Origin of the sequence: Sphingopyxis sp. Root154 (assembly GCF_001427105.1) — a bacterium.
In the GTDB taxonomy this organism is placed as follows: Bacteria; Pseudomonadota; Alphaproteobacteria; order Sphingomonadales; family Sphingomonadaceae; genus Sphingopyxis.
Window position 1 is genome coordinate 13,562 of the sequence record NZ_LMGI01000003.1, and the last position, 23,146, is coordinate 36,707.

Annotated in this window: 22 protein-coding genes; 7 read left to right on the plus strand and 15 right to left on the minus strand. The window is 64.5% G+C overall.

Annotated elements, in window-relative coordinates:
• Positions 1-184: 184 nt before the first annotated feature.
• From ASD73_RS15625 to ASD73_RS15655, 7 genes are read right to left on the minus strand one after another with little or no spacing between them, the layout of a single operon-like run.
• On the minus strand, positions 185-778 hold the full coding sequence (locus tag ASD73_RS15625; protein WP_082521624.1) for a VOC family protein: 594 nt from the start codon (positions 776-778) through the stop codon (positions 185-187).
• Positions 779-796: 18 nt separating this feature from the next.
• Positions 797-1,414 (minus strand): glutathione S-transferase family protein, encoded by a 618-nt coding sequence (locus ASD73_RS15630; protein WP_056373772.1) that lies wholly within the window; start codon positions 1,412-1,414, stop codon positions 797-799.
• 35 nt (positions 1,415-1,449) lie between these two features.
• Positions 1,450-2,376, minus strand: a complete 927-nt coding sequence (locus ASD73_RS15635) for an SMP-30/gluconolactonase/LRE family protein (RefSeq protein ID WP_056373774.1) — start codon at positions 2,374-2,376, stop codon at positions 1,450-1,452.
• Positions 2,373-3,020: a carboxymuconolactone decarboxylase family protein gene (locus tag ASD73_RS15640; RefSeq protein ID WP_056373775.1), complete on the minus strand. Its 648-nt coding sequence runs from the start codon at positions 3,018-3,020 to the stop codon at positions 2,373-2,375. Before ASD73_RS15640 ends, ASD73_RS15635 begins: the two co-directional genes overlap by 4 nt.
• A gap of 10 nt (positions 3,021-3,030) precedes the next feature.
• The gene (locus ASD73_RS15645; RefSeq protein WP_056373777.1) at positions 3,031-3,426 is read right to left on the minus strand and encodes a nuclear transport factor 2 family protein; all 396 of its coding nucleotides are present in this window, start codon (positions 3,424-3,426) and stop codon (positions 3,031-3,033) included.
• Between the two features lie 10 nt (positions 3,427-3,436).
• The gene (locus tag ASD73_RS15650; RefSeq protein WP_056373779.1) at positions 3,437-4,324 is read right to left on the minus strand and encodes an SDR family NAD(P)-dependent oxidoreductase; all 888 of its coding nucleotides are present in this window, start codon (positions 4,322-4,324) and stop codon (positions 3,437-3,439) included.
• Positions 4,321-5,616 carry a spinster family MFS transporter gene (locus tag ASD73_RS15655; RefSeq protein ID WP_056373781.1) on the minus strand — a complete coding sequence of 432 codons (1,296 nt, stop codon included), beginning with the start codon at positions 5,614-5,616 and terminating at the stop codon, positions 4,321-4,323. The genes ASD73_RS15650 and ASD73_RS15655 overlap by 4 nt, the downstream gene beginning before the upstream one ends.
• Before the next feature lie 109 nt (positions 5,617-5,725).
• On the opposite strand from ASD73_RS15655, the gene ASD73_RS15660 reads away from it, so the two are divergent.
• Positions 5,726-6,493 carry an SDR family NAD(P)-dependent oxidoreductase gene (locus ASD73_RS15660; protein WP_056373783.1) on the plus strand — a complete coding sequence of 256 codons (768 nt, stop codon included), beginning with the start codon at positions 5,726-5,728 and terminating at the stop codon, positions 6,491-6,493.
• 32 nt (positions 6,494-6,525) lie between these two features.
• Here ASD73_RS15660 and ASD73_RS15665 read toward each other — a convergent pair whose 3' ends face one another.
• Together ASD73_RS15665 and ASD73_RS15670 are read right to left on the minus strand one after the other, a co-directional pair.
• Positions 6,526-7,236, minus strand: a complete 711-nt coding sequence (locus ASD73_RS15665) for a glutathione S-transferase N-terminal domain-containing protein (protein WP_056373785.1) — start codon at positions 7,234-7,236, stop codon at positions 6,526-6,528.
• A 98-nt stretch (positions 7,237-7,334) separates the two neighbouring features.
• Positions 7,335-9,599 carry a TonB-dependent receptor gene (locus ASD73_RS15670; RefSeq protein WP_162248166.1) on the minus strand — a complete coding sequence of 755 codons (2,265 nt, stop codon included), beginning with the start codon at positions 9,597-9,599 and terminating at the stop codon, positions 7,335-7,337.
• Positions 9,600-9,720: 121 nt separating this feature from the next.
• On the opposite strand from ASD73_RS15670, the gene ASD73_RS15675 reads away from it, so the two are divergent.
• Both ASD73_RS15675 and ASD73_RS15680 read left to right on the plus strand, forming a co-directional pair.
• Positions 9,721-10,227, plus strand: coding sequence for a DUF3237 domain-containing protein (locus ASD73_RS15675; protein WP_056373789.1), 507 nt, complete (start codon positions 9,721-9,723; stop codon positions 10,225-10,227).
• Between the two features lies 1 nt (position 10,228).
• A complete protein-coding gene (locus tag ASD73_RS15680) occupies positions 10,229-10,954 on the plus strand; it encodes a glutathione binding-like protein (RefSeq protein ID WP_056373791.1) in 726 nt (241 codons plus the stop codon).
• A 3-nt stretch (positions 10,955-10,957) separates the two neighbouring features.
• On the opposite strand, the gene ASD73_RS15685 is transcribed toward ASD73_RS15680, so the two are convergent.
• Positions 10,958-11,662: a glutathione S-transferase family protein gene (locus ASD73_RS15685; RefSeq protein WP_056373793.1), complete on the minus strand. Its 705-nt coding sequence runs from the start codon at positions 11,660-11,662 to the stop codon at positions 10,958-10,960.
• Between the two features lie 4 nt (positions 11,663-11,666).
• On the minus strand, positions 11,667-12,830 hold the full coding sequence (locus ASD73_RS15690; protein ID WP_056375128.1) for a CaiB/BaiF CoA transferase family protein: 1,164 nt from the start codon (positions 12,828-12,830) through the stop codon (positions 11,667-11,669).
• A gap of 121 nt (positions 12,831-12,951) precedes the next feature.
• Here ASD73_RS15690 and ASD73_RS15695 point away from each other — a divergent pair, with 121 nt between their 5' ends.
• Complete coding sequence (locus ASD73_RS15695; protein ID WP_235534510.1) at positions 12,952-13,851, plus strand: hydroxymethylglutaryl-CoA lyase; 900 nt, start codon at positions 12,952-12,954, stop codon at positions 13,849-13,851.
• On the opposite strand, the gene ASD73_RS15700 is transcribed toward ASD73_RS15695, so the two are convergent.
• Positions 13,848-14,759, minus strand: a complete 912-nt coding sequence (locus ASD73_RS15700) for a DMT family transporter (protein WP_056373798.1) — start codon at positions 14,757-14,759, stop codon at positions 13,848-13,850. The genes ASD73_RS15695 and ASD73_RS15700 overlap by 4 nt on opposite strands.
• Positions 14,760-14,968: 209 nt before the next feature.
• Between ASD73_RS15700 and ASD73_RS15705 the strand changes: the two genes are divergently transcribed.
• Positions 14,969-15,991 carry an acyl-CoA dehydrogenase family protein gene (locus ASD73_RS15705; RefSeq protein ID WP_056373800.1) on the plus strand — a complete coding sequence of 341 codons (1,023 nt, stop codon included), beginning with the start codon at positions 14,969-14,971 and terminating at the stop codon, positions 15,989-15,991.
• Here ASD73_RS15705 and ASD73_RS15710 read toward each other — a convergent pair.
• Positions 15,988-17,112, minus strand: a complete 1,125-nt coding sequence (locus ASD73_RS15710) for an acyl-CoA dehydrogenase family protein (RefSeq protein WP_156377431.1) — start codon at positions 17,110-17,112, stop codon at positions 15,988-15,990. The genes ASD73_RS15705 and ASD73_RS15710 overlap by 4 nt on opposite strands.
• 55 nt (positions 17,113-17,167) lie before the next feature.
• A complete protein-coding gene (locus tag ASD73_RS15715) occupies positions 17,168-17,914 on the minus strand; it encodes a helix-turn-helix transcriptional regulator (protein WP_056373804.1) in 747 nt (248 codons plus the stop codon).
• A gap of 181 nt (positions 17,915-18,095) precedes the next feature.
• Between ASD73_RS15715 and ASD73_RS15720 the strand changes: the two genes are divergently transcribed.
• Together ASD73_RS15720 and ASD73_RS15725 are read left to right on the plus strand one after the other, a co-directional pair.
• A complete protein-coding gene (locus ASD73_RS15720; protein WP_235534512.1) occupies positions 18,096-20,528 on the plus strand; it encodes a TonB-dependent receptor in 2,433 nt (810 codons plus the stop codon).
• A 15-nt stretch (positions 20,529-20,543) separates the two neighbouring features.
• A complete protein-coding gene (locus ASD73_RS15725) occupies positions 20,544-21,443 on the plus strand; it encodes an oxygenase MpaB family protein (RefSeq protein ID WP_235534516.1) in 900 nt (299 codons plus the stop codon).
• On the opposite strand, the gene ASD73_RS15730 is transcribed toward ASD73_RS15725, so the two are convergent.
• Positions 21,440-23,137, minus strand: coding sequence for an N-acyl-D-amino-acid deacylase family protein (locus ASD73_RS15730; protein ID WP_056373809.1), 1,698 nt, complete (start codon positions 23,135-23,137; stop codon positions 21,440-21,442). The two genes, ASD73_RS15725 and ASD73_RS15730, sit on opposite strands and share 4 nt — an antisense overlap.
• Between the last annotated feature and the right edge of the window lie 9 nt (positions 23,138-23,146).

The following is a 23,146-nucleotide window of genomic DNA, read 5'->3' on the forward strand; positions in this document are numbered from 1 at the left end:
CGAAAGCCGGAGCGCCGAGCGGAAACACGCTAGGTTTGCGCTGTAATTCTGGACCCCGGCTTTCGCCGGGCACATATATCTATCGGCAACTAACGGTCTTTTTCGGTCACTTGAGGCGCCCCAAAAAAGAACCCGGCCAAAAGGCCGGGTCCAGGAGGAGTTCCCAGTGTACTTTTGGGAATGTCTATTCGGCGGGCACCGGGTTGCGGCCGGTGATGAAGCCTTCGCGCTTCGTGCCGTCGGCCTGCACCGGGTCGTGCGCGACGTCGCTTTCGTCGAAGGTCTTCGTCCACGCTGCGAATTCCAGGCAGACGCCGTCGGGATCGAAGAAGTAGACCGAGCGGACATAGACATCGTCGTTCATTTCGGGCGACGACTGGGTCGGCGAATTGTCGTGGTTGAGGATCGGGGTGACCTCGACGCCCTTGTCGACCAGCCGCCGGTAATATTCGTCGAACTTGTCGGCACGGACGTTGATCGCGAGATGGTTCATCGATCCGTGCGCCGACATGAAATTGCCCCGTGTCGGCAGCGCCTCGGGCGCCGAAATGCCGGGAACCGCTTCGGGTGCGTTCGGAAACCAGAAGAAGGCGAGGCTGTCGCCATTGCCGATGTCGAAGAAGAAATGCTGGCCGCGTCCGCCGGGCAGGTCGAGCGTCTTGACCAGCGGCATGCCGAGCGTGTCGCGGTAGAATTCGACCGTTCTTGCCATATCCTTGCACACGAGCGCGAGGTGATTGACCCCGCAGAATTCGAATTCGCTATTTGATGCAGCCATGATCCGTCTCCTTGTGGTTCAGTTTGCGTTGACGCTGGGGCGATTTTTCATCCGCTCGTACCAGCGCACGATATTGGTGAAGGCGGGATCGATCGGCTGGCCGACCGTCGCGCCGAAATCGAGAAATGCAAACAGCATGATGTCCGCGAGGCTTAATGCTTCACCCGCGATGAATTCGCGCCCCGCTATCTGTCCGTCGAGCCATTTGACCCCGTCCTGTGCGGTCGCTTTCAGCCCCGGCGCGGCCTCGGGCAGGCAGCGTAGCCGCGACTCAAACAAGGGCAGACCCTCTGCAAAGCGGAAGCCGTTGGTGAGCGGCTCGCAGATCTTGAGGTCGACGCGGCGTGTCCACATGCGCGTCGCTGCGCGCTCTTCGGGCGTCGATCCGATCAGCGTCGGCTCGGGAAAGCGCTCGTCGAGATATTCGCAGATCGCGGTGACTTCGCAGACGAAACTGCCGTCGTCGAGTTCGAGCGCGGGCGTCTGCCCAGCGGGGTTCACATCGACATTATACGGCGCGCGCCGGTTCTCGCCGCCGCGCAGGTCGACGCTGACCTCGGGGATCTCGATACCCTTTTCGGCCATGAACAGCTTCACGACGCGCGGGTTGGGGCCGACGCTATTATAGAATTTCATCCTGTCCTCTCCCGTCTCTTTTATCATCGGCGGGGCTAACCGTCAACTTGGTTGACGGTTAGCCCCGGACGCGGCCAGCGGACGCGATACAGCGTTCCCGTCGTCGACGCCGTAATATAGGCATCGCGCCGGTCGGCGCCGCCAAAGGCGATGTTGGTGATCCCGACATCGGGCAGCGGCACGAACTCCGAAGCGCTGCAATCGGGATCGAAAATCGTGATCCCGCCCTCGACCATCGTGCCGACGCAGATGCGCCCGCTCTCCTCGACTGCCATGCTGTCTAGCAGGCGAAAGGCGGGCGGGGTGCCCACGAACTGGCCGGGCGCCCACGGCGGTGGTGGTGCGAGTTCGCCGGGCGCGACGATGTCCATCGCCCAGACACGCGCGGTCATCGTTTCGCTGACGTACAGTGTCATGCCGTCGGGGGAGAGGCCGATGCCGTTCGGCCCCATCATGTCGGCGCGCTGGCGGCTGATCTTCGACCCGTCGGCGGCGGCATGGTAGAGCGCGCCATGGTCGCGGCCGGCATCGCGCACCTGGCCATGATCGGTGAACCAGAAACCCCCGTCGGTATCGAACACAATATCGTTCGGCCCCTTTAGCCGCTCGCCTTCGAAGCTGTCATAGAGCGTGGTCACGGCGCCGGAAGACAAGTCGACGCGCTGGATCGACCCGCACGCCTCGGCATGCGCGGCGTGTCCGGGGAACAGCAGGCTGGCCGCCTCGATCCATTCGAAGCCGCCATTGTTGCACACATAGGCCGCGCCGTCGGGCCCGATCGCGAGGCCATTGGGTCCGCCGCCGAGTTCGGCGACGACCGACAGGCTGCCGTCCGGCAGGACGCGCGTCAGCGTCCCGCGCGCGATCTCGACGAGCAGCACCGAGCCGTCCGCCATCGGCACGGGGCCTTCGGGAAAGCGCAGCCCCGTCGCGACGACTTGAGGCGGGCCGTAACCACTCATCCGTTGGCTGGGCGCGGGGCGCTGAGGAAGTCGGCGGCGTTGAAGCCTTCGGGCGCCGCGACCTCGACGATCGGGTCTTCGCGCGCATCATATTCCATCCGCAGCGCGCGGGTGATCACCGCGTGCATGTCGTAAAGACAGGTGATGTATGTGAATTCGAAAATCTGCTCGTCGTTCCAGAATGTCTTGAGCTTATCGAAGACCTCAAGCGGAACGCGTCCGCCGGCCTGCGCGAGGCAGTCGGCATAGGCGAGCACGGTGCGCTCCTGCTCATTATAGCAGTCGGCGACCTGCCAGTGCGCGATGGCGGCGATCTTCTCCTCGCTGACGCCAAGACCGCGGAGCGACTTGCAATGCTGCGAGAAGACGAACTGGCTGCCCTTGACCCAGCCCGCACGCGTCTGGCCGAGCTCACGCAGCACCGGGTCGATCGTACGTGCAGGATTGCGATACACCGCGAAGCCTTTGACCGCATGTTCGAAGATGTCGGGCGACAGCGCAAACACCGTCCACCAGTCGCCGGGCGTGCCCGTCGCGGTGCCGGGTTCGGCGACGGGATCGCGCTCGCCGAACAGACGATTGTAATAGGCGAGGACGGTCTCGTCGGTGACTTCGGACCGGGGAACCTGGCGCAGAACTGGCATGGCTAACTCCTCAGGCGTTCGCGAATTTGCGGAATTCGGCAACATGCGCGCTGTCAAAATATTCGTCGAGCCGCGTGATCTTGCCGTCCACGACCTTGCAGATGATCGCGCAGGGCAGACGGACCGCGCCGTCGTCGTGGACGCGCTTGCCCTTCAGCACATGTTGCTGGACGAAGCCGCCGGGAAAGGTGGTGAGCTGGCGCTCGGCATATTCGCGATCCTTGATCCGGGCGACCATGCCGGTCAGCGTCTGTGCGGTCTGCGCCGGGGTGACGATCAGCTCGTCGGTGTTGTGCCAGATCTCGGCATCGGGGGTGAAGCTGCCCTGCATCGTCTCGATGTCGCCCGCCTCGATCGCGTCGAAAAAGCGCTGCGCCATTGCGCGGATATCGTCCTGCTCTGCCATCATAGTCTCCTTATGCTTTGGCGCCGAACATGCGGCCGCCGTTCGCGGCGATCAGCCCGTCGATGTCGTCGCCCTTGTACGCGGGATCGGCCGACGGGCCGAAAGACGACAGCATGTCCTGCGTCACCAGCTCGGCCATCGCCTTCCATTCGGGATGGGTGAAAATCCAATATTCGCCGGCCTCGATCGCCTCGACAACGCGCGCGCCGATCTTGCCCGGTGACATCCCGCCCGCGAGCACGCCCTGCATCGCCTGGCTCGTCGCGGCCGCTTGGCCGGCCTCGACCTCTACCGGGCGCAGGTCGCGCGTCGTCTCGACGATCCGCGTCGCCGACATGCCGGGCATCAGCACCGAGATGTCGACGCAGGTCCCGGCAAGTTCGTTGCGCAGCGCCATCGCGATGCCGAGCGTCGCATATTTGGAGCTGATGTACGCGACCGAGATCGGCGGCGGCACGATCGCGACCATCGACGCGGTGAAAATGAGATGGCTGGCTTCGCCCGACGCCTTCATGTCGCCGAGGAAGGTGCGGCAGGCGTAGAGATGCGCATGCGCGTTGACCGCATAGTTCCAGCGCCACACGTCGGTGTCATATTGCTCGAACGGGCCCGACCCGCCGCCGACCCCCGCGTTGCTGAACAGGATGCGCACGGGTCCGAAGGCTCGCGCCTGTTCTCCCGCAGCTGCCCAGCTGTCCTCGCTGGTCACGTCGAGCTGGAGACCGAGGGCGTTGGCGCCTTCGTCGCGCAGGGCTTCGGCCGCGCCATCGGCACCTGCGCCATCGATATCGGCGAGGATTACCGACGCACCTTTGGCGGTGAGTGCCCTCGCGGTAGCGAACCCGAGCCCGCTCGCGCCGCCGGTGATGAAGGCGGTCTTGCCCGCGATCTTGGTCATTCGGCGAAATCCTTTTCGAGATAGCGCGTCATACGGAACTGCGCGATGCCCGCCGCAGCAGCGAACGGCATCAGCGCCATCAGCGCCCACCTGAGACTATCGACGCCGTGCGCGTCCTTCAACGCATCGCTGACGATCCCGGCGAACAACGGGCCCAGGCCCAGGCCGACGATGTTGAACATCAGCATCAGCACCGCCGCGGCAGTCGCGCGGCTGCGCGGCGGGGTGAGGTTCTGCACCAGCGCGAGCGCCGGGGCGACATAGGCGGTGCACGCCGCCATCGGGACCAGCATCAACGCGAGCGAGAGCTGCCATGTGTCGACGAGCAGCGCCGCGATGAAGGTCGGGATCAGCACCGCGGTCGCAAGCGCGGGTATGGTGCCGTATGCGCGCGCCGAAGTTCTGGCGCGGTGGCTGACGAGCCAGCCGCCGCCGAGGATGCCGATGCCGAAGGTGATGCCCGCGGCGGGGGCGAACCAGGTCGCCATCGCTTCCAGCGGCATCTTCTGCGTGCGCATCAGGAAGGCGGGAATCCAGTTGAGCATGCCATAGCTGACGAAGGCGGCAAGCCCGCTGCCGATCATCACCATGCGCAGCGACGGGCGGCGGATGAACATCGCGAGGCTCTGGCTGAACGGCAGCGCTTCATCGGCGGGCTTGTGGGTATCCATCGCCCCGCGCGCGGGTTCGCGGACGAGCCAGATCAGCAACGGTGCGACCAAAATGCCGACGAGGCCGATCACGACGAAGGCATTGCGCCAGCCGATATTCGCCGCGGCCCACGCGCCGAACGCCGCGCCGACGAAGACGCCGAACGGGCCGTTGAGCGTGAAGATACCGATCGCGAGCGGGCGCTGCGCGGGCGGGTAATAGTCGGCGATGACCGATAGCGACGGCGCGGTGCCGCCCGCTTCGCCCGCGCCGACGCCGAAGCGCATCAGCGCGAGTTGCCAGAAATTCGATGCGAAGCCGCACGCGGCGGTGAAGCCGCTCCATACGACACACGCGATACCGATCAGCTTCACGCGGTTCCAGCGGTCGGCGATCATCGCGACGGGAACCCCCATCGCGGCATAGAAAAGTGCGAAGGCGAGGCCGGTGAGCAGGCCGAACTGCGTGTCGCTGAAATCCATCTCTGCGCGGATCGGTTCGACGAGCACCGACAGAAGCTGGCGGTCGACGAAATTGATCGTGCCGACCACGAACAGCATCGCGAGCGCCACGTTGCGGCGCACCGCAAGGCCGCGGTCGGACGCTATGACGCCTCCATCGAGGGCAGTCGCCTCTGTCATCACACTCTCCAAAAACGCACGAGTCTTCCCGTTCCAAAAAATACTTAGGTATTTAAGTTTATCTGTCAATGTGCTTTACGGTAACGACAAGATCGACGGGAGAGAAGAGATGGATATCAACGGCAAAACCGCCATCGTGACGGGCTCGGCGGGCGGCATCGGCCGCGCGACTGCGGTGATGCTCGCCACCCGCGGCGCGGCAGAGATCGCGCTCGTCGACGTCAACAAAGCGGGGCTCGCCGAGACCTCGCGGCTGGTCGAGGCCGAGGGGGCGCGGGCGAACATCCACACCCTCGACCTGTCAGATATTCCCGCGACCGAAGCGTGGTTCCGCGCGCATGGCGACGTCGACATCCTGCACAACAATGCCGGGGTCGTGTCGGGCCTGCCGCAATTTCCCGACGTCGATGCTGCGCGCATCCGCTGGATCATCGACGTCAACATCACCTCGCTCGTCGCGGCGACGCAGATTGCGGTGCAGGCGATGAAGAAGCGCGGCGGCGGGGTGATTGTCAACACCGTGTCGACGGTGGCGCTCGGCACGGGTTTCTATGACGCCATGTATGCGACGACCAAGGCGGCGGTGATGATGTTCACGCGCTGCTGCGCGCCGTTGAAGGACGAATGCAACGTTCGCGTTGCGGGCATGTTGCCGGGACTGGTCGATACGCCGATCCTCGATACGACAGGGGCGGGTGGCAAGTCCGAATGGATGGAGGCGGTGCTTGCGAACAATGAGGCGTGCAGACCCGAGGATATCGCCGGCGGCGTCGCCGCGCTGATCGAGGACGACAGCCTCGCGGGCGGCGACTGGGTTGCAGTGCGGCGGCTGGATGGCAAGGTCGAATACCAGTGGGGTCATGCTGACACCGTATGACCCCCTCCCGCTTGCGGGGAGGGGAGAAATGGTCACCGCGCCGGCGCTTCCAGCATATTCTTCCCAAACAAATTCGACCATTGCTCCTCGGTCAGCACCGGGCGCGCGCTCGACAGGTTCGCGGCGTTCTTGACGTCGGTCCCTGCGATCACGGCGGGACGCTCGCCGATGCGCGCGAACCAGTCGGCGACCGCGGGATAATCATCGAGCGTCAGCCCGATCGCGCGGATCGCGCGCGTCCACGGCCAGACCGCGATGTCGGCAATCGAATATTCCTCGGCCAGATAATCGGCTTCGCCGAGGCGGCCGTTGAGGACGTGGAGCAGCCGCAACGTCTCGTTGCGATAGCGCTCGACCGGATAGCTCTGGCCCTCGGGCGCATAGCGGATGAAATGATGCGCCTGTCCCTGCATCGGGCCGAAACTCGCCATCTGCCACATCAGCCATTGCTGCGCCTGGCTGCGGCGGCGCGGGCTCTGGGGAAGCAGCTGGCCGCTCTTCTCGGCCAGATAGAGCAGGATTGCACCGGACTCGAACACCGGCAACGGCGCTCCGCCGCCGACCGGATCGTGATCGACGATCGCGGGCAGGCGGCCGTTGGGGTTGATACGGCGATATTCGGGGGTCAGATGGTCGCCCTCGAGCATGTTCATCGCGAGCAGCTCATGCGGCAGCCCGACTTCTTCGAGCATGATCGAGACTTTGTGGCCGTTCGGCGTGGGCGTGAAATAGACGTCGATCATCGCGGTTCACCCCTTCAAACAGGTCACGACCGCGATCGCCGCTTCCCTGTCGAGGAAAGCTTCGATCGCGGCCGATCCCTGGGACATCGAATTCGAACCTAGAACTTGATCCCGGCCTCGACCGAAATATTGCGCGTGGGTTCGAGATAGAGGATCGCGCGCGGCGCCGCGGTGATCGGTGACGGCAGGTTGAATGCGCTGCCGATCGTTTTCTCGTTGGTCAGATTCTTGCCGACGAGTGCGACGTGCCAGCGGTCGTCCTGGTCGGCGAGTTGGACGCGAAGGTCGAGCTTCGCATAGCCGCCCTGGACACCGAAGATCGGGCTCTGATTGTCCGAGTTGAAATATTTCGACCGCGCCGACGCGACGCCGGTGATGTCGAATTTCAGATCGCTCGACAGGTCGAACCGCGCGTGTGCCGTCACGCTTCCCGTATATTTCGACGAATAGGCAACAGGGTAACCGGCCAGGTTATTGTTCGCGACGTGGTTCGGTTGCGTCCGATCGGTCTGTGCGGGATTGCAAACCGACAACGGCTGGCTGGCGAGGCAAGCCGCGCCGGGATAGTTGTCATATTTGATATCGGAATAGGCGGCCGACGCGCTGATGTCGAAATTGGGGGTCGGAAAGATGCTGAGCGATCCTTCGAGGCCCTTCGACGTTGCCGCGGCGGCATTGCCGGTCAGATAGCTCGAGATTGCGGGCTGATACACCGAAACCTGAAGGTCCTTGAACTTGGTGTGATAGGCCGAGAGGTTAGCGACGACCTTGCCGTCGAACAGCGTCGATTTGATGCCGGCCTCGAAATTCTCCGACTGTTCGGGTTCGAAGCTGAAGGTCGCGCTGGTCGTGCCGAGCGTGTTCGAGACGAAGCCGCCCGATTTCGAGCCGCGGCCCCACGTCGCATAGACCATGATGCGCGGCGCGATGTCATATTGCAGCGTCACCGACGGATCGACATTGCCTTCGCTGATCGAACCCGTGGCGCTCGAGATCGGACGCAGCGCGAAGGGGCCATAGACGAGCCGCGAGGCGAAATCGCCGTCCTTCTTGGTGTGGCTGTAACGCAGGCTGCCGATCGCGCGGAACGCATCGCTGACGTTAAATGTCGCCTGGCCAAAGACCGACCAGGATTCGGCTTTCTGCCGGAAGAGGCTGTCGATGCGGCCGAAATAGTTGAGCGCCGCGATGTTGAAGCCCTGAAATTGCTCCAGCGTGTAATCGGACTTGTCGTAATAGGCGCCCGCGATGAATTCGAAGGTCTTGCCCGTCGGCGACAGGATACGGATTTCCTGCGAAATCTGGTCGAAGCGTTCGGGGAAGGCATTGTACACCGAATTGGGAACAACGGCGCCGCCGCTGTTCGGGATCGTCTGGTCGAACCCGTTGACGATCTTCGACTTGAACCAGCTGTAGCCGGTGACCGAAGTCAGCGTGAAGTCGCCGAGCGCGAGGTTGCCGACGCCCGAGATCATCACCGACTTGTTGTTGTTCCCCTCGTCGCCGAGTGCCGAGCGATCGAGGTAACGCGTGGTCTGCGGATCCTGGCCGCTGGTCAGCGGGCTCGACACGGTGATGCCGCCGATGACTTCGCGGTTTCCGTACTCGACCTTCGCTGTGTAATCGAAATTGGCCGACGGCTCCCACTTCACGGTCAGGCGCAGCAGCTGCGACTTGATTTCGGGATCGTCGTGATCGGTCGCGCGGTTGTATATATAGCCGTCCTGATTGACGATCTTGTACGCAAAGCGCGCGCCGAGCGTGTCGCTGATCGGACCCGACAGATAGCCCGAGAAATCGGTGCCCTTGTGATCGAAGTTATAGATGCCCGTGATCGCGCCTTCGAAATCCTTCGTCGGACCCGCCGACACGACGCTGACGGCGCCCGCCGCGGTGTTCTTGCCGAACAGCGCGCCCTGCGGACCGCGCAGCACTTCGACGCGTGCGAGGTCGAAGAAGGGCGCCTGTGCCTGTCGGTTGCGGCCGGCGTAGATGCCGTCGACATAGAGCGACACCGACTGGTCGAAAGCGAAGTTCGCAGGCGGCGAGCCGAAGCCGCGGATATAGATGACGTCGTTGCCCGCGGTCGACTGGACGAACACGTTCGGCGTGTAGTTCATCACCGCCTTGATATCGCTCGTGTTGAACTCGGCGAGCTTGGCACCGCTGACGACTTCCATCGAAATCGGCACGTTTTGCAGATTCTGCTCGCGCTTTTGGGCGGTGACGATGATTTCGTTTGCGTTGCTGTCGTCGACGTCCGCCGTGTCGGCGGGGGCTGCCTGCGCCATCGCCGGTGCGGCATTGGCAAGCATCGCGATCGCCGCAACGCCGGACAGCAGGAACTGGTTATGCGCCTTCATCTTCACCCTCCCATAGAGCTTGTGTCGCGGTCCCGGAAAGCCTTCCGATCCGTCAATCTGATTGACCCTTAGTATACTAATGGTTTTATGCTTGTCCATAGGCAGGAAGAGGATTCGCATCATGAACGAAGAAAATACGCAGACCGCCCCGGTCGCACTCGCGACGCGCCATCTGTGCACCGTCGAGTTTGAGGTGGGGGGCGGGATCATCGCCATCGGCGCGTCGCCCTTCGGCGATCAGCGGCTCGGTTACATCAGCGGCGGCCGTTTTTTTGGTCACCGTATCAACGGTATAGTCCTTTCGGGCGGCGGGAACTGGTCGCGCAGCGGCCGGCTCGGCGACGCGGCTTCGGTCGGTACGTTCGATGCCCGTGCGGTGTGGCAGACCGACGACGGCGAGCTCATCTATCTGAGCTACACCGGCCGCAACATCATTCCCGACGATGTGCGCGCAACCTTTATCGATCCCGCCGTCCCCGACGCCGACCCGTCGCGATACTATCTGCGAATCGCGCCGGTGTTCGAAACCGCGAGCGCCAAATATGGCTGGCTCAACGGCGTGCTCGCCGTCGGCGTCGGCGAACGCACCGATTTCGGGGTGCGCCATATCATCCACGAGGTGCTGTGAGATGATCGACCTCCACTATTCGGCGACCCCGAACGGGCAGAAGATAGCGATCATGCTTGAGGAGATCGGCGCACCCCACCGTATCATCCCCTATGAGATTTTCGACGGCGACCAGTTGACCGCCGCATTCGGGCGCATCAACCCGAACCACAAATTGCCCGCGATCGTCGATCAGAATCCGGCAGACGGAAGCGACCCGATCACCGTATTCGAGTCGGGCGCGATCCTGCAATATCTTGCGGAGAAGAGCGGGCGCTTCCTACCTGCATCGGGCGCGCCACGCGCGGCGACCTTGTCGTGGCTGACGTGGCAGGTGGCGGGACTCGGACCGATGGGCGGACAGGCGAGCCATTTCCTGCGCTATGCTCCGGCGGGACAGGATTATGCGGTCGAACGCTACACGAAGGAAGTCGCGCGCCTGCTGACCGTGCTCGAAAAGCGGCTGGAGAAGAGCGCCTATGTCGCGGGTGACGAGTATACGATTGCCGACATGGCGATCTGGCCGGGCCGCGCGTCGGCGTTCGTGATGGGGATGGGGCTGGACGATTGGCCCGCGATGCATGGCTGGTTCGAACGGATCCGCGAACGCCCGGCGGTGGCGCGTGCGATGGCGCGCAAGGATCTGAAGGCCCCGGCCAAATATGTCGGGCGACACCAAAAGCTCGACGACAAGCAATGGTCGAACATGTTCGGCGACGCCAACCACGCCGCGGTCGCGAAGGACTGAACGTCAGCGCTTCGCGTGCTGGCGGTCGCCCCACAGGATTGCGCGATGCTCGTCGGTGAAACCGGTGAGCCCGCCCTCGATCGTCTCAGCGCGGGCGACGCCGACGGTCATCCCTTCGGCGACCGCCGGACGTTCGAGCATCGCCGCGCCCCAGCGATCGACATTCGGGAAGCGCCCGGCCTTTTCGATCAGCTGGCGGCGCAGATAGGGCAGGGTTGCCATGTCGGCGATCGTATATTCGTCTCCCGCGAACCACTCGGCTTCGCCGAGGCGCTTTTCGATCACCATCATCAGCCGGTCGACCTCGCGGCTGTAGCGCTCGATCGCATATTCGTGCCGGTCCTTGGCGTAGTGCGTGAAATGCACTTCTTGTCCGAACATCGGGCCAACCCCCGACACCTGGAACATCAGCCATTGCCAGCAGATCGCCCGCCTCACCGGATCGGCGGGCAGGAAGCGCCCGCTCTTCTCGGCAAGATAGAGAAGAATTGCGCCGGTTTCCCACAATATGAAGTCCGGACCGTCGGGCCCTTCGTCATCGACGATCACCGGGGTCTTGTTGTTCGGGTTGAGCGCGAGGAATTCGGGCGTCAGCTGATCGCCCGCGAGGATGTCGATATATTCGAGCTGCCATTCGAGTCCCATTTCGAGGAGCGCGATCGCGATTTTGCGCGCGTTGGGGGTGGGACCGCCATAGAGCGTGATCATCGCGTCACACTTCCCGTCCGAGCCAGCGTTTCAGCACGTCGGCGCTATCCTGCCCAACCGCCAGCGGGGCCGGGCGGCGGACGCTGCCCGGTGTCGCCGACAGTTTCGGAAACACGCCCTGCATCGTGACCTCGCCGAATTCCTTATCGGTCACCGTCACCAGCGCATCGCGCGCGGCGAAATGCGGGTCGCTCATCATATCCTCGGCATCGAAGACGCGGCCGGCGGGAACCCCCGCTTCGACCATCTTCGCTTCGAGTTCGGCGATCGTCAGCGTGCTCGTCCATTCGCCGATCAGCGCATCGAGCTCCTCCTGCCGCATCCCCCGCGCGCGGTGCGTCGCATAGCGCTCGTCGCTTGCGAGTTCGGGCTGCCCCATTGCGGTGGCGAGGCGCGCGAAGACGCCGTCCTGATTGGCGCCGATCAGATATTCGCCGTCGCGGCACGGATAGACGTTCGAGGGCGCGATCGCGGGCAGCGTCGATCCGGTGCGGCGGCGCTTCGTGCCGCTCGCCGAATAGTCGGACACGGTCGATTCCATCACCTGCAGCACCGCTTCATAAAGCGCGGAGTCGACGATCTGACCTTCGCCTGTCTTGCTGCGATGGTGAAGCGCCGCAAGCGCGCCCATGCAGCCGTAGGTCGCGGCGAGCGTATCGCCGATCGACACCCCCATGCGCGCTGGCGGCAGGTCGGGATAGCCGACGATGCCGCGCCACCCGCCCATCGCCTCGCCGATGCCGCCGAAACCCGCGCGTGCGGAGTAGGGGCCGGTCTGGCCGTAACCCGACACGCGCACGACGATCAGCCCGGGGTTAGTCTTTCGCAGCTCGGCGGGATCGAGATTCCATTTCTCGAGCGTGCCGGGACGGAAATTCTCGATGAGGATGTCGGCCTTGGCGATCAGCTCGCGCGCGAGTGCTTGACCTTCTTCCGAGCGCAGGTCGACCGCGACCGAATATTTGTTGCGCGCGATCACGCGCCACCAGCTCGGTTTGTCGCCCTGACCCCAGTTGCGCATCTGGTCGCCGGTCACCGGCGGTTCGAGCTTGACGATCTCGGCGCCCATGTCGCCGAGGAGCTGGCCGCAGAAGGGGCCGGCGATCAGCTGCCCCATCTCGACCACCCTGATGCCATCCAGCGCGCCCCCGCTGCCCGTCTCGCTCATATCGTTCCTTTCGCGGCCGACTCTGGTAAGACGACCTGCCTCGCCCATGGCCTTTTTATACTTAGAATGCTATGTAATTTTCAACCTGCTAAATGACTCGGGATAATCGGGACGCAAGATGTTGAAAAATCATGCTGTGGAACTGGTCGAGGTCGGCCCGCGCGACGGGCTTCAGAATGAAGCGGCGATCGTTTCGACCGCCGACAAGCTGGAGCTGATCCGCCGTGCGATCGATTATGGTGTCCGCCGTATCGAGGTGACGAGCTTCGTCAATCCGAAGAAGGTGCCGCAGCTCGCCGACGCCGAGGAGCTGGTGGCGATGCTGCCCGACCGCGACGACGTGACCTGGATCGGGCTCGTCCTCAATCGCCGCGGCGCCGAGCGCGCGCTCGCTACCGGTCGGATCGACGAATTGGGTGCGGTGTGCGTGACGAGCGATAGTTTCGGCATCCGCAATCAAGGGCAAAGCTCGGACGAATCGCTCGCCGCCGCGATGGAGATCGTCGCGCTCGCCAAAGCCGCCGGGCGGAGTGGGCAGATCACGATCGCGACCGCCTTTGGCTGTCCGTTCGAGGGCGGCGTCGCGATCGGCCGCGTCGTCGACATGGCGAAGCGCGCCGCCGACGCGAACCCGCGCGAAATCGCGCTCGCCGATACGATCGGCGTTGGTGTGCCCGCGCAGGTTTCCGAGGTGGTGGGACGCGTGCGCGAGGCGGTCGGCGGCCTGCCCGTGCGCGTTCATTTCCACAATACGCGCGGCACGGGCATTGCGAATGTCTGGGCGGCGGTGACCGAAGGCGCGGCGACGGTCGACGCCTCGCTCGGCGGGATCGGCGGCTGCCCCTTCGCGCCCGGGGCGGCGGGCAATGTCGCGACCGAGGATGTGATCTACATGCTCGAAAAGAGCGGCGTCGAAACGGGTATCACGCTGCCGCAGGTCGTGGAATCGGCCGGTTGGCTTACGGGCGTGATGGGCCGTCCGCTCCCGGCGATGGTCAGCAAGGCGCCCGCCTTTCCCTAGAAGGTCGCGAGCAGCGCCATCATCACGCCGGCGACGACGAGGAGCAGCCCGACGATCTCGTGCCAGCGCACCGGCTCGCGCAGATAGAAATGCGCGAAGCCGATCGTGAACACGACCTCGACCTGTCCGACGATCCTCACCAACGCCGCCGGCGCCGCCGCGAAGCCGATATACCAGCAGGCCGAACCGAGCGCCGAAAGCAGCCCGACCTGGCTCGAGTTCCGCCATGTGCGGCAAACTGCGCGCGCAGTATTGCGGTCGCGCAGCAAAACCCACGCGAGGTGCAGTCCGGTCTGGATCGCCATCACGACGACGAGCGTGACGAGTGCCGAACCGATCAGGTCGACGCCATCAAGTTCGGCGGTCGCGAGTTTCACCGCGATCGCGGCGAGCGCGAACATCGACCCCGCGCCGAGCCCGCAAAGCGCCGCGGGCTGGCCGAGTGCGCGCCATATCTCGCGCCCTGAAACCCCGCGTCCGGCCAGCGCGAGTACCAGCACGCCCGCGACACCCGCAACGATCCCTATCCATGCGAGCGCCGGCAGCCGCTCGCCGAGGAACAGCGCAGTGACGAGCGCCGCCTGCACCGCTTCGGTCTTCGAAAAGGCGGTGCCGACAACGAACCCGCGATGCCCGAACGCCATGATGAGCAGGATCGTCCCCGCCATCTGCGTGATCGCGCCGGCGACCGCGAACCCGGCGAAGGCGGCTCCGAATGCCGGGATCGCCTCGCCCCGGATCGTCAGCCAGATCGCGGCGAAGCAAAGCGCGAAGGGAAGGCCATAAAGATAGCGGACCAGCCCCGCGCCGCTTATGCTGAGCTCGGCGCGCAGACGTTGTTGCAGCGCGGTTCGCCACGCCTGGAACAGGCCGCCGAACAGCGAGGCGGGAAGCCAGATCGGATTCATGCCGCCCGCCGCCCGTGCATTTGATCTTCGACTCGTATCGCGCTGTGCATGCGGCCCCATGCAATAGTTTTATTACTAAGTATATGACGTGTGCCGATGGCTGCCCCGACCTGTTACGCCAATCAGCTAGACCTGCTGCGCAGCAAGTTGCAGGACAGGTGCGGGAGAGCAAATGACGCACATATATATAGCCGGGCCGGCGATCTGACATGGCCGAACTCGACCTGCCGCTTTCGGACGAGCAACAGGTGCTGCGCGATAGCGTCCAGCGCTTCCTCGCTGACAATGCGCGCCCCGGCTGGCGCGAGCTTTCGGAGTCGCTCGGGCTAGCCGGCCTCGCGCTGCCCGAAAGCGCCGGCGGTTTCGGCGGCGGTCCGATCGACATTGCCATCGTCATGGCCGAGCTGGGGCCGGCACTAGCGGGCGCCGACTGGCTTTCGCACGCCGCGGCGACGGCGCTGCTGGCGCGGGTCTTACCTGATCATCCGGCGCTGGCTGATCTCGCGATGGGCAGCCGCCGGATCGCCATCGTCTGCACGGCTTCGACCGCAGTGATGCCCGTCGTCGACGGCGGCTTGGCTCGCGGCAGCGCGGCACTGGTTGCTGGGGCAGCCGAAGCCGATTTGCTCCTCCTCGCGAGCGACGAGGCGTTGCTGCTTATCCCCGCCGATGGCGACAAGGTCGAACAGCGGCATCGCATCATGCACGACGGCAGCGTCTCGGCAGACCTTGCCTTCACGCTCAAGCCCGGCGACACCACTTCGCTCGCGAGCGGTGACGCCGCGCGCCTGTGGGCCGACTATGCGAACGACCTGATCCTTGCGGCGCGCTGCGCCGAAGCGGCTGGCCTGATGCAGCGAATGATTGCCGACAGCATCGATTATCTCGGCCAGCGCAAGCAGTTCGGTACGGCGATCGGCCGCTTCCAGTCGCTGCGTCACCGCGCCGCTGACATGCAACTCGCGGCGATGAAGGCGACGGCGCTGACGGAGGAAGCGATCCTCGCGGTCGATCGGGATCGCGCCGACCGCGCACAGGCGGTCAGCGCCGCCTGCATCGAGGTCGGCGACGCGGTGCGCCTCGTCGGCGAGAGCGCGGTGCAGATTCACGGCGCGATGGGGCTGACCGAAGAGCTCAGCCTTGGCGGCCATTTCAAGCGCGCGCTCGCGATTGCGGCAGCATTCGGTCCGCGCGCAGGTCATCTTGCGCGCTTTGCCGAGGCGGCTGCCTAACCCAGCATCGTCCTTGCGATCAGGTCGCGCTGGATCTCGTTCGATCCCGCGTAAATGGTCGCCGCGCGGTCGTTGAGATAGCGTGGTACCGCGACCGCCAGCTCGGCGGGTGTCTGCCCGTCGGCGTCGGCCCACGCGGCGTGTCCCGCGATTTCGCACGCATGCGTGTCGATACGCTGCGCGGTTTCGGTGCCCAGTATCTTGAGCGCCGAGGCATAGAGCGCCGGGCTGCCGCCAACGCCGCGCATGGCCTTCATCTCGAGCGCCTGCAGCGCCTTTAGCGTCACCGCCTCGCGGTCGAGCTGTGCGCGCAGCACCGGTTCGATGTCATCGCGGGCGCGCAGCCGTTCGAGCCGTCCGATCAGTCCCGGCGCATATTTGCCGCCGCGCTCGAATGTCAGCAGATGTTTCGCGACCGACCAGCCCTCATTCTCGCCGCCCAGCCGGTTCGCCTGCGGGACGCGGACGTCGTCGAAGAACACCTGGTTGAACTCATGATCGCCCGCGAGCGTGCGGATCGGCTCGACCGTGATCCCCGGAGTCGCCATGTCGAGCAGCAGAAAGCTGATCCCCGTCTGCGGCTTGCCTTCGTTCGACGTACGCACGAGCGCGAACATGCGATTGGCGAAATGCGCGTGCGTCGTCCAGATCTTCGACCCGTTGAGAATATAGTCGCTACCGTCCGCGGTCGCGCGCAGTTGCAGCGCAGCCAGGTCGGAACCGGCTCCAGGCTCCGAAAAGCCCTGACACCAATAATCCTCGCCCGACAGGATGCGCGGCAGATAATGGGCGCGCTGTTCGGGGCTGCCATAATGCATGATCACCGGGGCGACCATCTTCAGCCCCATCGGCGCGAGGTTCGGCGCGCCCGCGCGCGCGCATTCGGCGGCGAAGATATAGCGCTCGATCTCGCTCCAGCCGGGGCCGCCAAATTCGGCGGGCCAATCGGGCGCTGCCCAGCCTTTTTCATGAAGGATGCGCTGCCAGGGCAACGACACGTCGGGGTCGATGAAGACGCTCGTCGCGCGTGCGGCGCCCCGTCGGACGTCGTCGGGCAAATTCGCGGTCAGGAAGGCGCGAACCTCTTCGCGAAAGGCGGTGAGCGCCGGGTCGTTCAGCATGTCCATGCCCCGGACTTGTAGGTCGCGGTAAGGCGAGGCCAAGCTGGCACCTGCATCAGGCCGCGCGCGCGCCGACGAAGCCGAGTCCCGCGGCGATCTGGATCGACTGTGCGCGTCCGGTCGCGCCGAGCTTTGCCGCCGCGTTGCGCAGGTGGAACCGCACGGTCGACACCGACAGCGACAGGATGATGCCGATCTCGCCATCGGTTTTGCCCGCCGCTGCCCAGCGCAGGCACTGGACCTCGCGGCGAGTCAGCGTCTGCGGCACGGTGGCGTTGCGCGGGCGATCGCGTGCTTCATTGTGCGTCGCGACGAGTTTGAGCGCGAGATTGTGCAAGTCGCCGGCGTGTTTTGCGAACAGCGCCTCGACGCCGACGGGTTCGCGTGAGCACCAGAAGACCGCGCCGACCAGTCCGCGCGGCAGGTGGACCGGCGCGATGATCGCCTCGCCGAAATTGGGCGTGTTCTTCGCCTGCGAGCAGTCCACCTCATCGAGCAGATGCGTCGGCCGCCATGTGCCGAGGCGGCCGTCGCTGTAATAAAAGGGTTCGGCGACGAGCCGCGCGGCGGTCAGGAAAGCCAGTTGCAACGCCAGCTTGCGATCGCGCCAATAGGCGTAGTTCGGGTCGACCCAGCGAAAGCTGGTTTCGGCATAGGGACGGCCTTCGGCGTCGCTCATCGGTTCGGGGTCGCCGAGGTCGGCCTGCGCCGCGACGAAGGGCAGGCCGATCGCGTCGCCCGCCGCCTGCACCGCCGCGATCAGCGCGGGCATTTCGGCCCAGGATTCGCGCTGATGATCCATGTTCCGCTTTTCCCTCCGCTATCCTGACACAGGTGTCAGCTTGTCCGGCCCGCCGCAATTCTATGTTCTGGCACGGTCCGGCTTCGCGCGACGCTCGCACAAAGACGAGCCCGGCGACAAGCTGTTTGAGGGAGGATGAGTGATGAAGGCAATGCGTATTTTCTTGGGCGCGGGTTCCGCGATGGGTCTCGCCCTGGCTGTGCCGGCGTTCGCCGCCGAGGAAGCGCCCGCCGATGCAGTCGCGGCCGAAGGCGACATCATCGTCACCGCGCAGCGCCGCGCCGAATCGATGAACGACGTCGGCATGGCGATCCAGGCGGTCGACGGCGCGACGCTCGAAAACCTGCGCGTCACCGACATGCGCGACCTGACCACGGTGGCGCCGAGCTTCACCGTCTCGCAAAGCTATCAGGGCGTGCCGACCTATACGCTGCGCGGGATCGGCTTCAACACGATCAACCTCTCGGCCACCTCCACCGTCGGCACCTATGTCGACGAGGTCGCCTACGCCTATCCGATCATGAACACGGGGCCGGTGTACGATCTCGAACGCGTCGAAGTGCTCAAGGGGCCGCAGGGCACGCTCTATGGCCGCAACACCACCGCCGGCCTGATCAACTTCATCACAGCGAAGCCCACCGACACGTTCGAAGGCGGCGTCAAGGCGGAGCTCGGCAATTACCAGACCTATAATTTCGAGGGTCATATCTCGGGTCCGCTCGGCGAGGGCGTCGCGGCGCGCATCGCGGTGCGCAGCGAAAACAGCGACAAGGGCTGGCAGATCAGCAACGCGCGCCCCGACGAACGGCTTGGCAAGGTCGACAAGCTGGGAATCCGCGGTTCGCTGGCGATCGATCCGGGTCCGGGGACCAGCATCGACCTGTCGGTGACCTGGTGGCAGAACAAGTCGGACACCGTTGCCGGCCAGGGCATCGGTTTCACGCCGGCGACCAACCCGGTGTCGGGCACCAGCAATTCACGCCTGTTCAATGCTCCGGGGCTTGCGACCTATCTGGCGAACAACTTTCCGACCAAGGCGAGCCAGGCCGATTGGGCGCCAGAGGCAGGACGCTCTGCCAATATCGGACGCGGCGAGGGTCTGCCGGGCGATCTCGCTGAAAACAACCGTTTTTGGGGCCTGAAGGCGCGCATCGACCAGGAAATCGGTGACACCGCGAAGTTCGTCAGCCTGACCAGTTACAATGACTTCCAGCGCAAGGCATTGTCCGACTGGAGCGGCGCGCCATTCGAAGTCCTGCTGCAAAAGGCCGACGGCCGGATCAAGAGCTTTGCCCAGGAAGTGCATTTTGAGGGCGAGGCCGGCCGGGTCAACTGGCTGGTCGGGGGCTATTATGGTCACGACAAGATCGTCGACAGCAACCGCACATTGCTCGGCGAAAATGCGAATGCGCGTTTCATCCGTGCGGTGCCCTTCATCATCGTGCCCGGCGTCAACCTGCTCAACACGCCGTTCAATTCGGGCGGCTACACCGCCGCCGACATGGCGACCGCCTTCCGCACCTATGAAGACATCGGCACGATGAATACGAAGACGTGGAGCGTTTTCGGCAACGCCGATGCCGAGCTGACCGACCAGCTCAAGCTGACGGTCGGGCTGCGCTACACCGAAGACAAGCAGGACTATGTCGGCTGTTCGCGCGACTTTAAGGGCAGCATGTTGCCGAACGTCAACGTCGTGAACCGTTTCCTCTTCTCGGCCGGCGGAACGCTGCCGATCCCGGCGCCGATTTCCGAAGGCCAGTGCAACACCTTCAACGACGTTACGAATAGCTTCGGCCCGGTGATTTCGACGCTCGACGAGAATAACCTTGCCTGGCGGGTCGCGCTCGACTGGTCGCCGAACGACGATACGCTCGTCTATGCGTCGGTGTCGCGCGGCTACAAGTCGGGGACCTCGCCGGTCAACGCGGCGAGCAAGGCGCGCCAGAATGCACCGGTGACGCAGGAAAAGCTGACCGCTTACGAACTGGGCGTGAAGGCAACGCTGGCGGACCGGCTGCTCCAGGCCAATTTCGCGGCCTTTTATTACGACTATAAGGACAAGCAGATCAGCACCTATTTCGCCGATCCGATCTACACGGCGCTGTCACGTCTCGACAATGTGCCCAAGTCGAAGGCCTATGGCCTCGAAGGCGAGCTGACCCTGCGACCGGCGGAGGGCGTGACCATCGCGGCCAACGGCCTGTGGCTGAAAACGAAGGTGATCGACTATCTCGGCACCAATGCCGCCGGCCAGCCGGAGAATTTCGACGGTGCCGAGTTCATCTACAGCCCGCGTTTCCAGGGTAGCATCGTCGCGGCCTATGACGCGCCGATCACCGATACGCTTAACCTCAATGGTGCGGTCAGCCTGCGTTACCAGGGCAAGGCGAACACGATTTTCGAGGATGATCCGCTCTATGAGGTGGCTTCCTATGCCGTCGTCAACGCGAGCCTTGGTCTCAAGGACGAAAGCGGCTGGTCGCTGTCGCTGTGGTCGAAAAACCTGTTCAACAAATATTATTGGTCGGCGGTCGCCAGTAACGCCAACGTCGTGGTCCGGTTCGCCAACCAGCCGCGAACCTTTGGCCTGACGCTGGGTTACGATTTCTAGAAGGAGACGGACAGCGTGGCACGTTTGCCGATGCAGGATGAATATCTGGGGACGGCGATCGACTTCGCCGCCCCCGTCGGCGAACCCGCGCTGCTCGCGCCCGACAGCGTCCAGTGGCGCATCTACAAGAACCCGATCGCGCTCGGCATCGGCGGCATCGCCGCGGTGCTGCTCGAATTTGCCGAGCCGCGCATCCGGTCGGGGGTGTGGGACCATTCGACCTACAAGGCCGATCCGATCGGGCGTTCGCGCCGCACCGGCCTCGTTGCGATGCTCGCCTGCTATGGACCGGCGAGCAGCGCAAAAGCCGTCATCGGGCAGGTCAACCGGATGCACGGCAAAGTGAAGGGGGAGACCCCCGACGGCACGAAATATCGGGCGCTCGATCCGCTGCTGCTCGATTGGGTCGCGGCGACCGCTTCCTATGGCTTCCTGATCGCTTATGACCGCTTCGTCCGTCCGCTCAGCGACGCCGACAAGGATCGCTTCATGGCCGACGGCGATGCGATCGGGCGCGAGTTCGGGGCACGGCATACGCCGCCGACGGTGGACGCTTTCATGGCAATGATGGACGAACTCGAACCGCGCTTCGAGCCGCATTCGATCATTTTCGAATTCCTCGATATTATCCAGTCGGGCAAGGCGGCACCCGGAGTGCCGCGCTTCCTCCACCGTGCGATCGCGCGCGCTTCGGTGTCGCTGCTTCCGCCGCATATCCGCCGCAAGCTGGAGCTCGGCCCGCGTTACGACCTGACGCGGCTCGACCGCACCGCGCTGCGCATCGCCGGCAGGCTCGCCGACCGCCACATCGACCGCTCCGCGCCGCATTGTCAGGCGAGCGTCCGGCTCGGCCTGCCGCATGATTTCCTGTTCAAATCACCCGCCGAACAGCGGCGCTTGCTCGCCGCCGCTTAGGAGCAGCGGTTCCAGCCCGCGCCGCGTACCGCGCGCCCCGGCGTCGCGCCGCTATGCTCGCCGTTCCGGAGCACGCCCACGCCGTTGACGAAGACATCGCGCATCCCGACCGAATATTGGTGCGGTTTCTCGAAGGTCGAGCGGTCGCCGATCGTCGCCGGATCGAATACCACGACATCGGCATAATAGCCGGGCCTGAGCGCCCCGCGATCCTTGATGCCCAGATTGGTCGCGGGCAGGGTGGTAAGGCGGTACACCGCCTGCTCGAGCGAAATCAGCTTCTCGTCGCGGACATAGCGGCCAAGCAGACGCGAAAAATTGCCATAGGTGCGCGGGTGCGCGCCCGATTTCAGGAAGACGCCCTCGGTCGCCTGCGACGCGGCATCCGACCCAAAGCTCATCCATGGCAACTGGACCTGCCTCCGCACATTGTCCTCGGACATCAGGAAGTAGACGGTGCCGACGCGCGAGCCATCCTCGACGACGAGGTCCATCGCGACCTCCTCGGGACTTTTTCCGCGCATCGCCGCAACCTCGGCGAGCGTCTTGCCGGTCAGCGGCTTGAGCGCGTCATTCTTGAACCCCGACAGGATCATCTTGTCGGCGCCCGCGCCGAAATAGAGATTTTCCCAGTCGGTGCCGGGCTTCTTCATTTCGGCGGCGACGCGCGCGCGGATCGCGGGGTCTTTCAGCCGCTTGATCCATTCCTCCAGCCCGCCCGCCTGCACCCACGTCGGCATCGCGGCGTCGAGCCCGGTCGCGCCCGCGGTATAGGTGTACATGTCGGTCGTGATCTTCAGCCCCGCGGCACGCGCATCCTCAATCTTCTTCACGATCGTGTCGAGCTTGCCCCAGTTGCTGCGTCCCGCCATCTTGAGGTGATAGATTTCGGCGGGCGCGCCCGAGCGGCGCGAGATGTCGATCAGCTCGTCGACGGCTTCCTCGATCCGGTCGCCTTCGGAACGCATGTGGCTGATATACATACCGCCACATTTCGCGGCTTCGCTCGTCAGCGCGACAAGCTCGTCGGTCTCGGCATAGGAGCCGGGGGCATAGATGATCGAGCTGCCGACCCCCATCGCACCCTCGTTCATCGCCTGCTTCACCAGCGCGCGCATGCGGGCAAGCTGTTCGGGCGTGGGATCGACATCGCCTTCGCCCAGTTCGTGGACGCGCACCGTGGCGGCACCGACGAAGCTCGCGACATTGGTCGAAACCCCGCGTTTTTCGAGCCAGGACAGATAGTCGCCGAGGCTCGTCCACTCGATCGGATATTTGATGTCGCCCTGCCGCTCGGTTTCCAGGGCCTTCATCGTGGCGTTCATCGGTCCCATCGACCAGCCTTCGCCCATCACCTCCAGCGTGACGCCCTGACGGATGTCACTCTGGCTCTTGGGGTTGGCGATCAGCGATTCGGTCGCCCAGCTCAGCATGTTGATAAAGCCCGGCGCGACCGCCATGCCCTTGGCTACAACCTCGGTCTTTGCGGTGCCGTCGACCTTGCCCACCGCGACGATGCGGTCGTCCTTGATCGCGACGTCGCCGATCACCGGCGCCTTTCCCGACCCGTCGTAGATCGTCCCGCCGCGGATAATGAGGTCGTAAGCGGGCGCCTGCGCCGCAGCCGATGCCGAAAGCAGCGCCGAACTGCAAAGCAGCAGCAGGGAAGGGGCGAACGACCGACGCAATGCCATCTGTTTCTC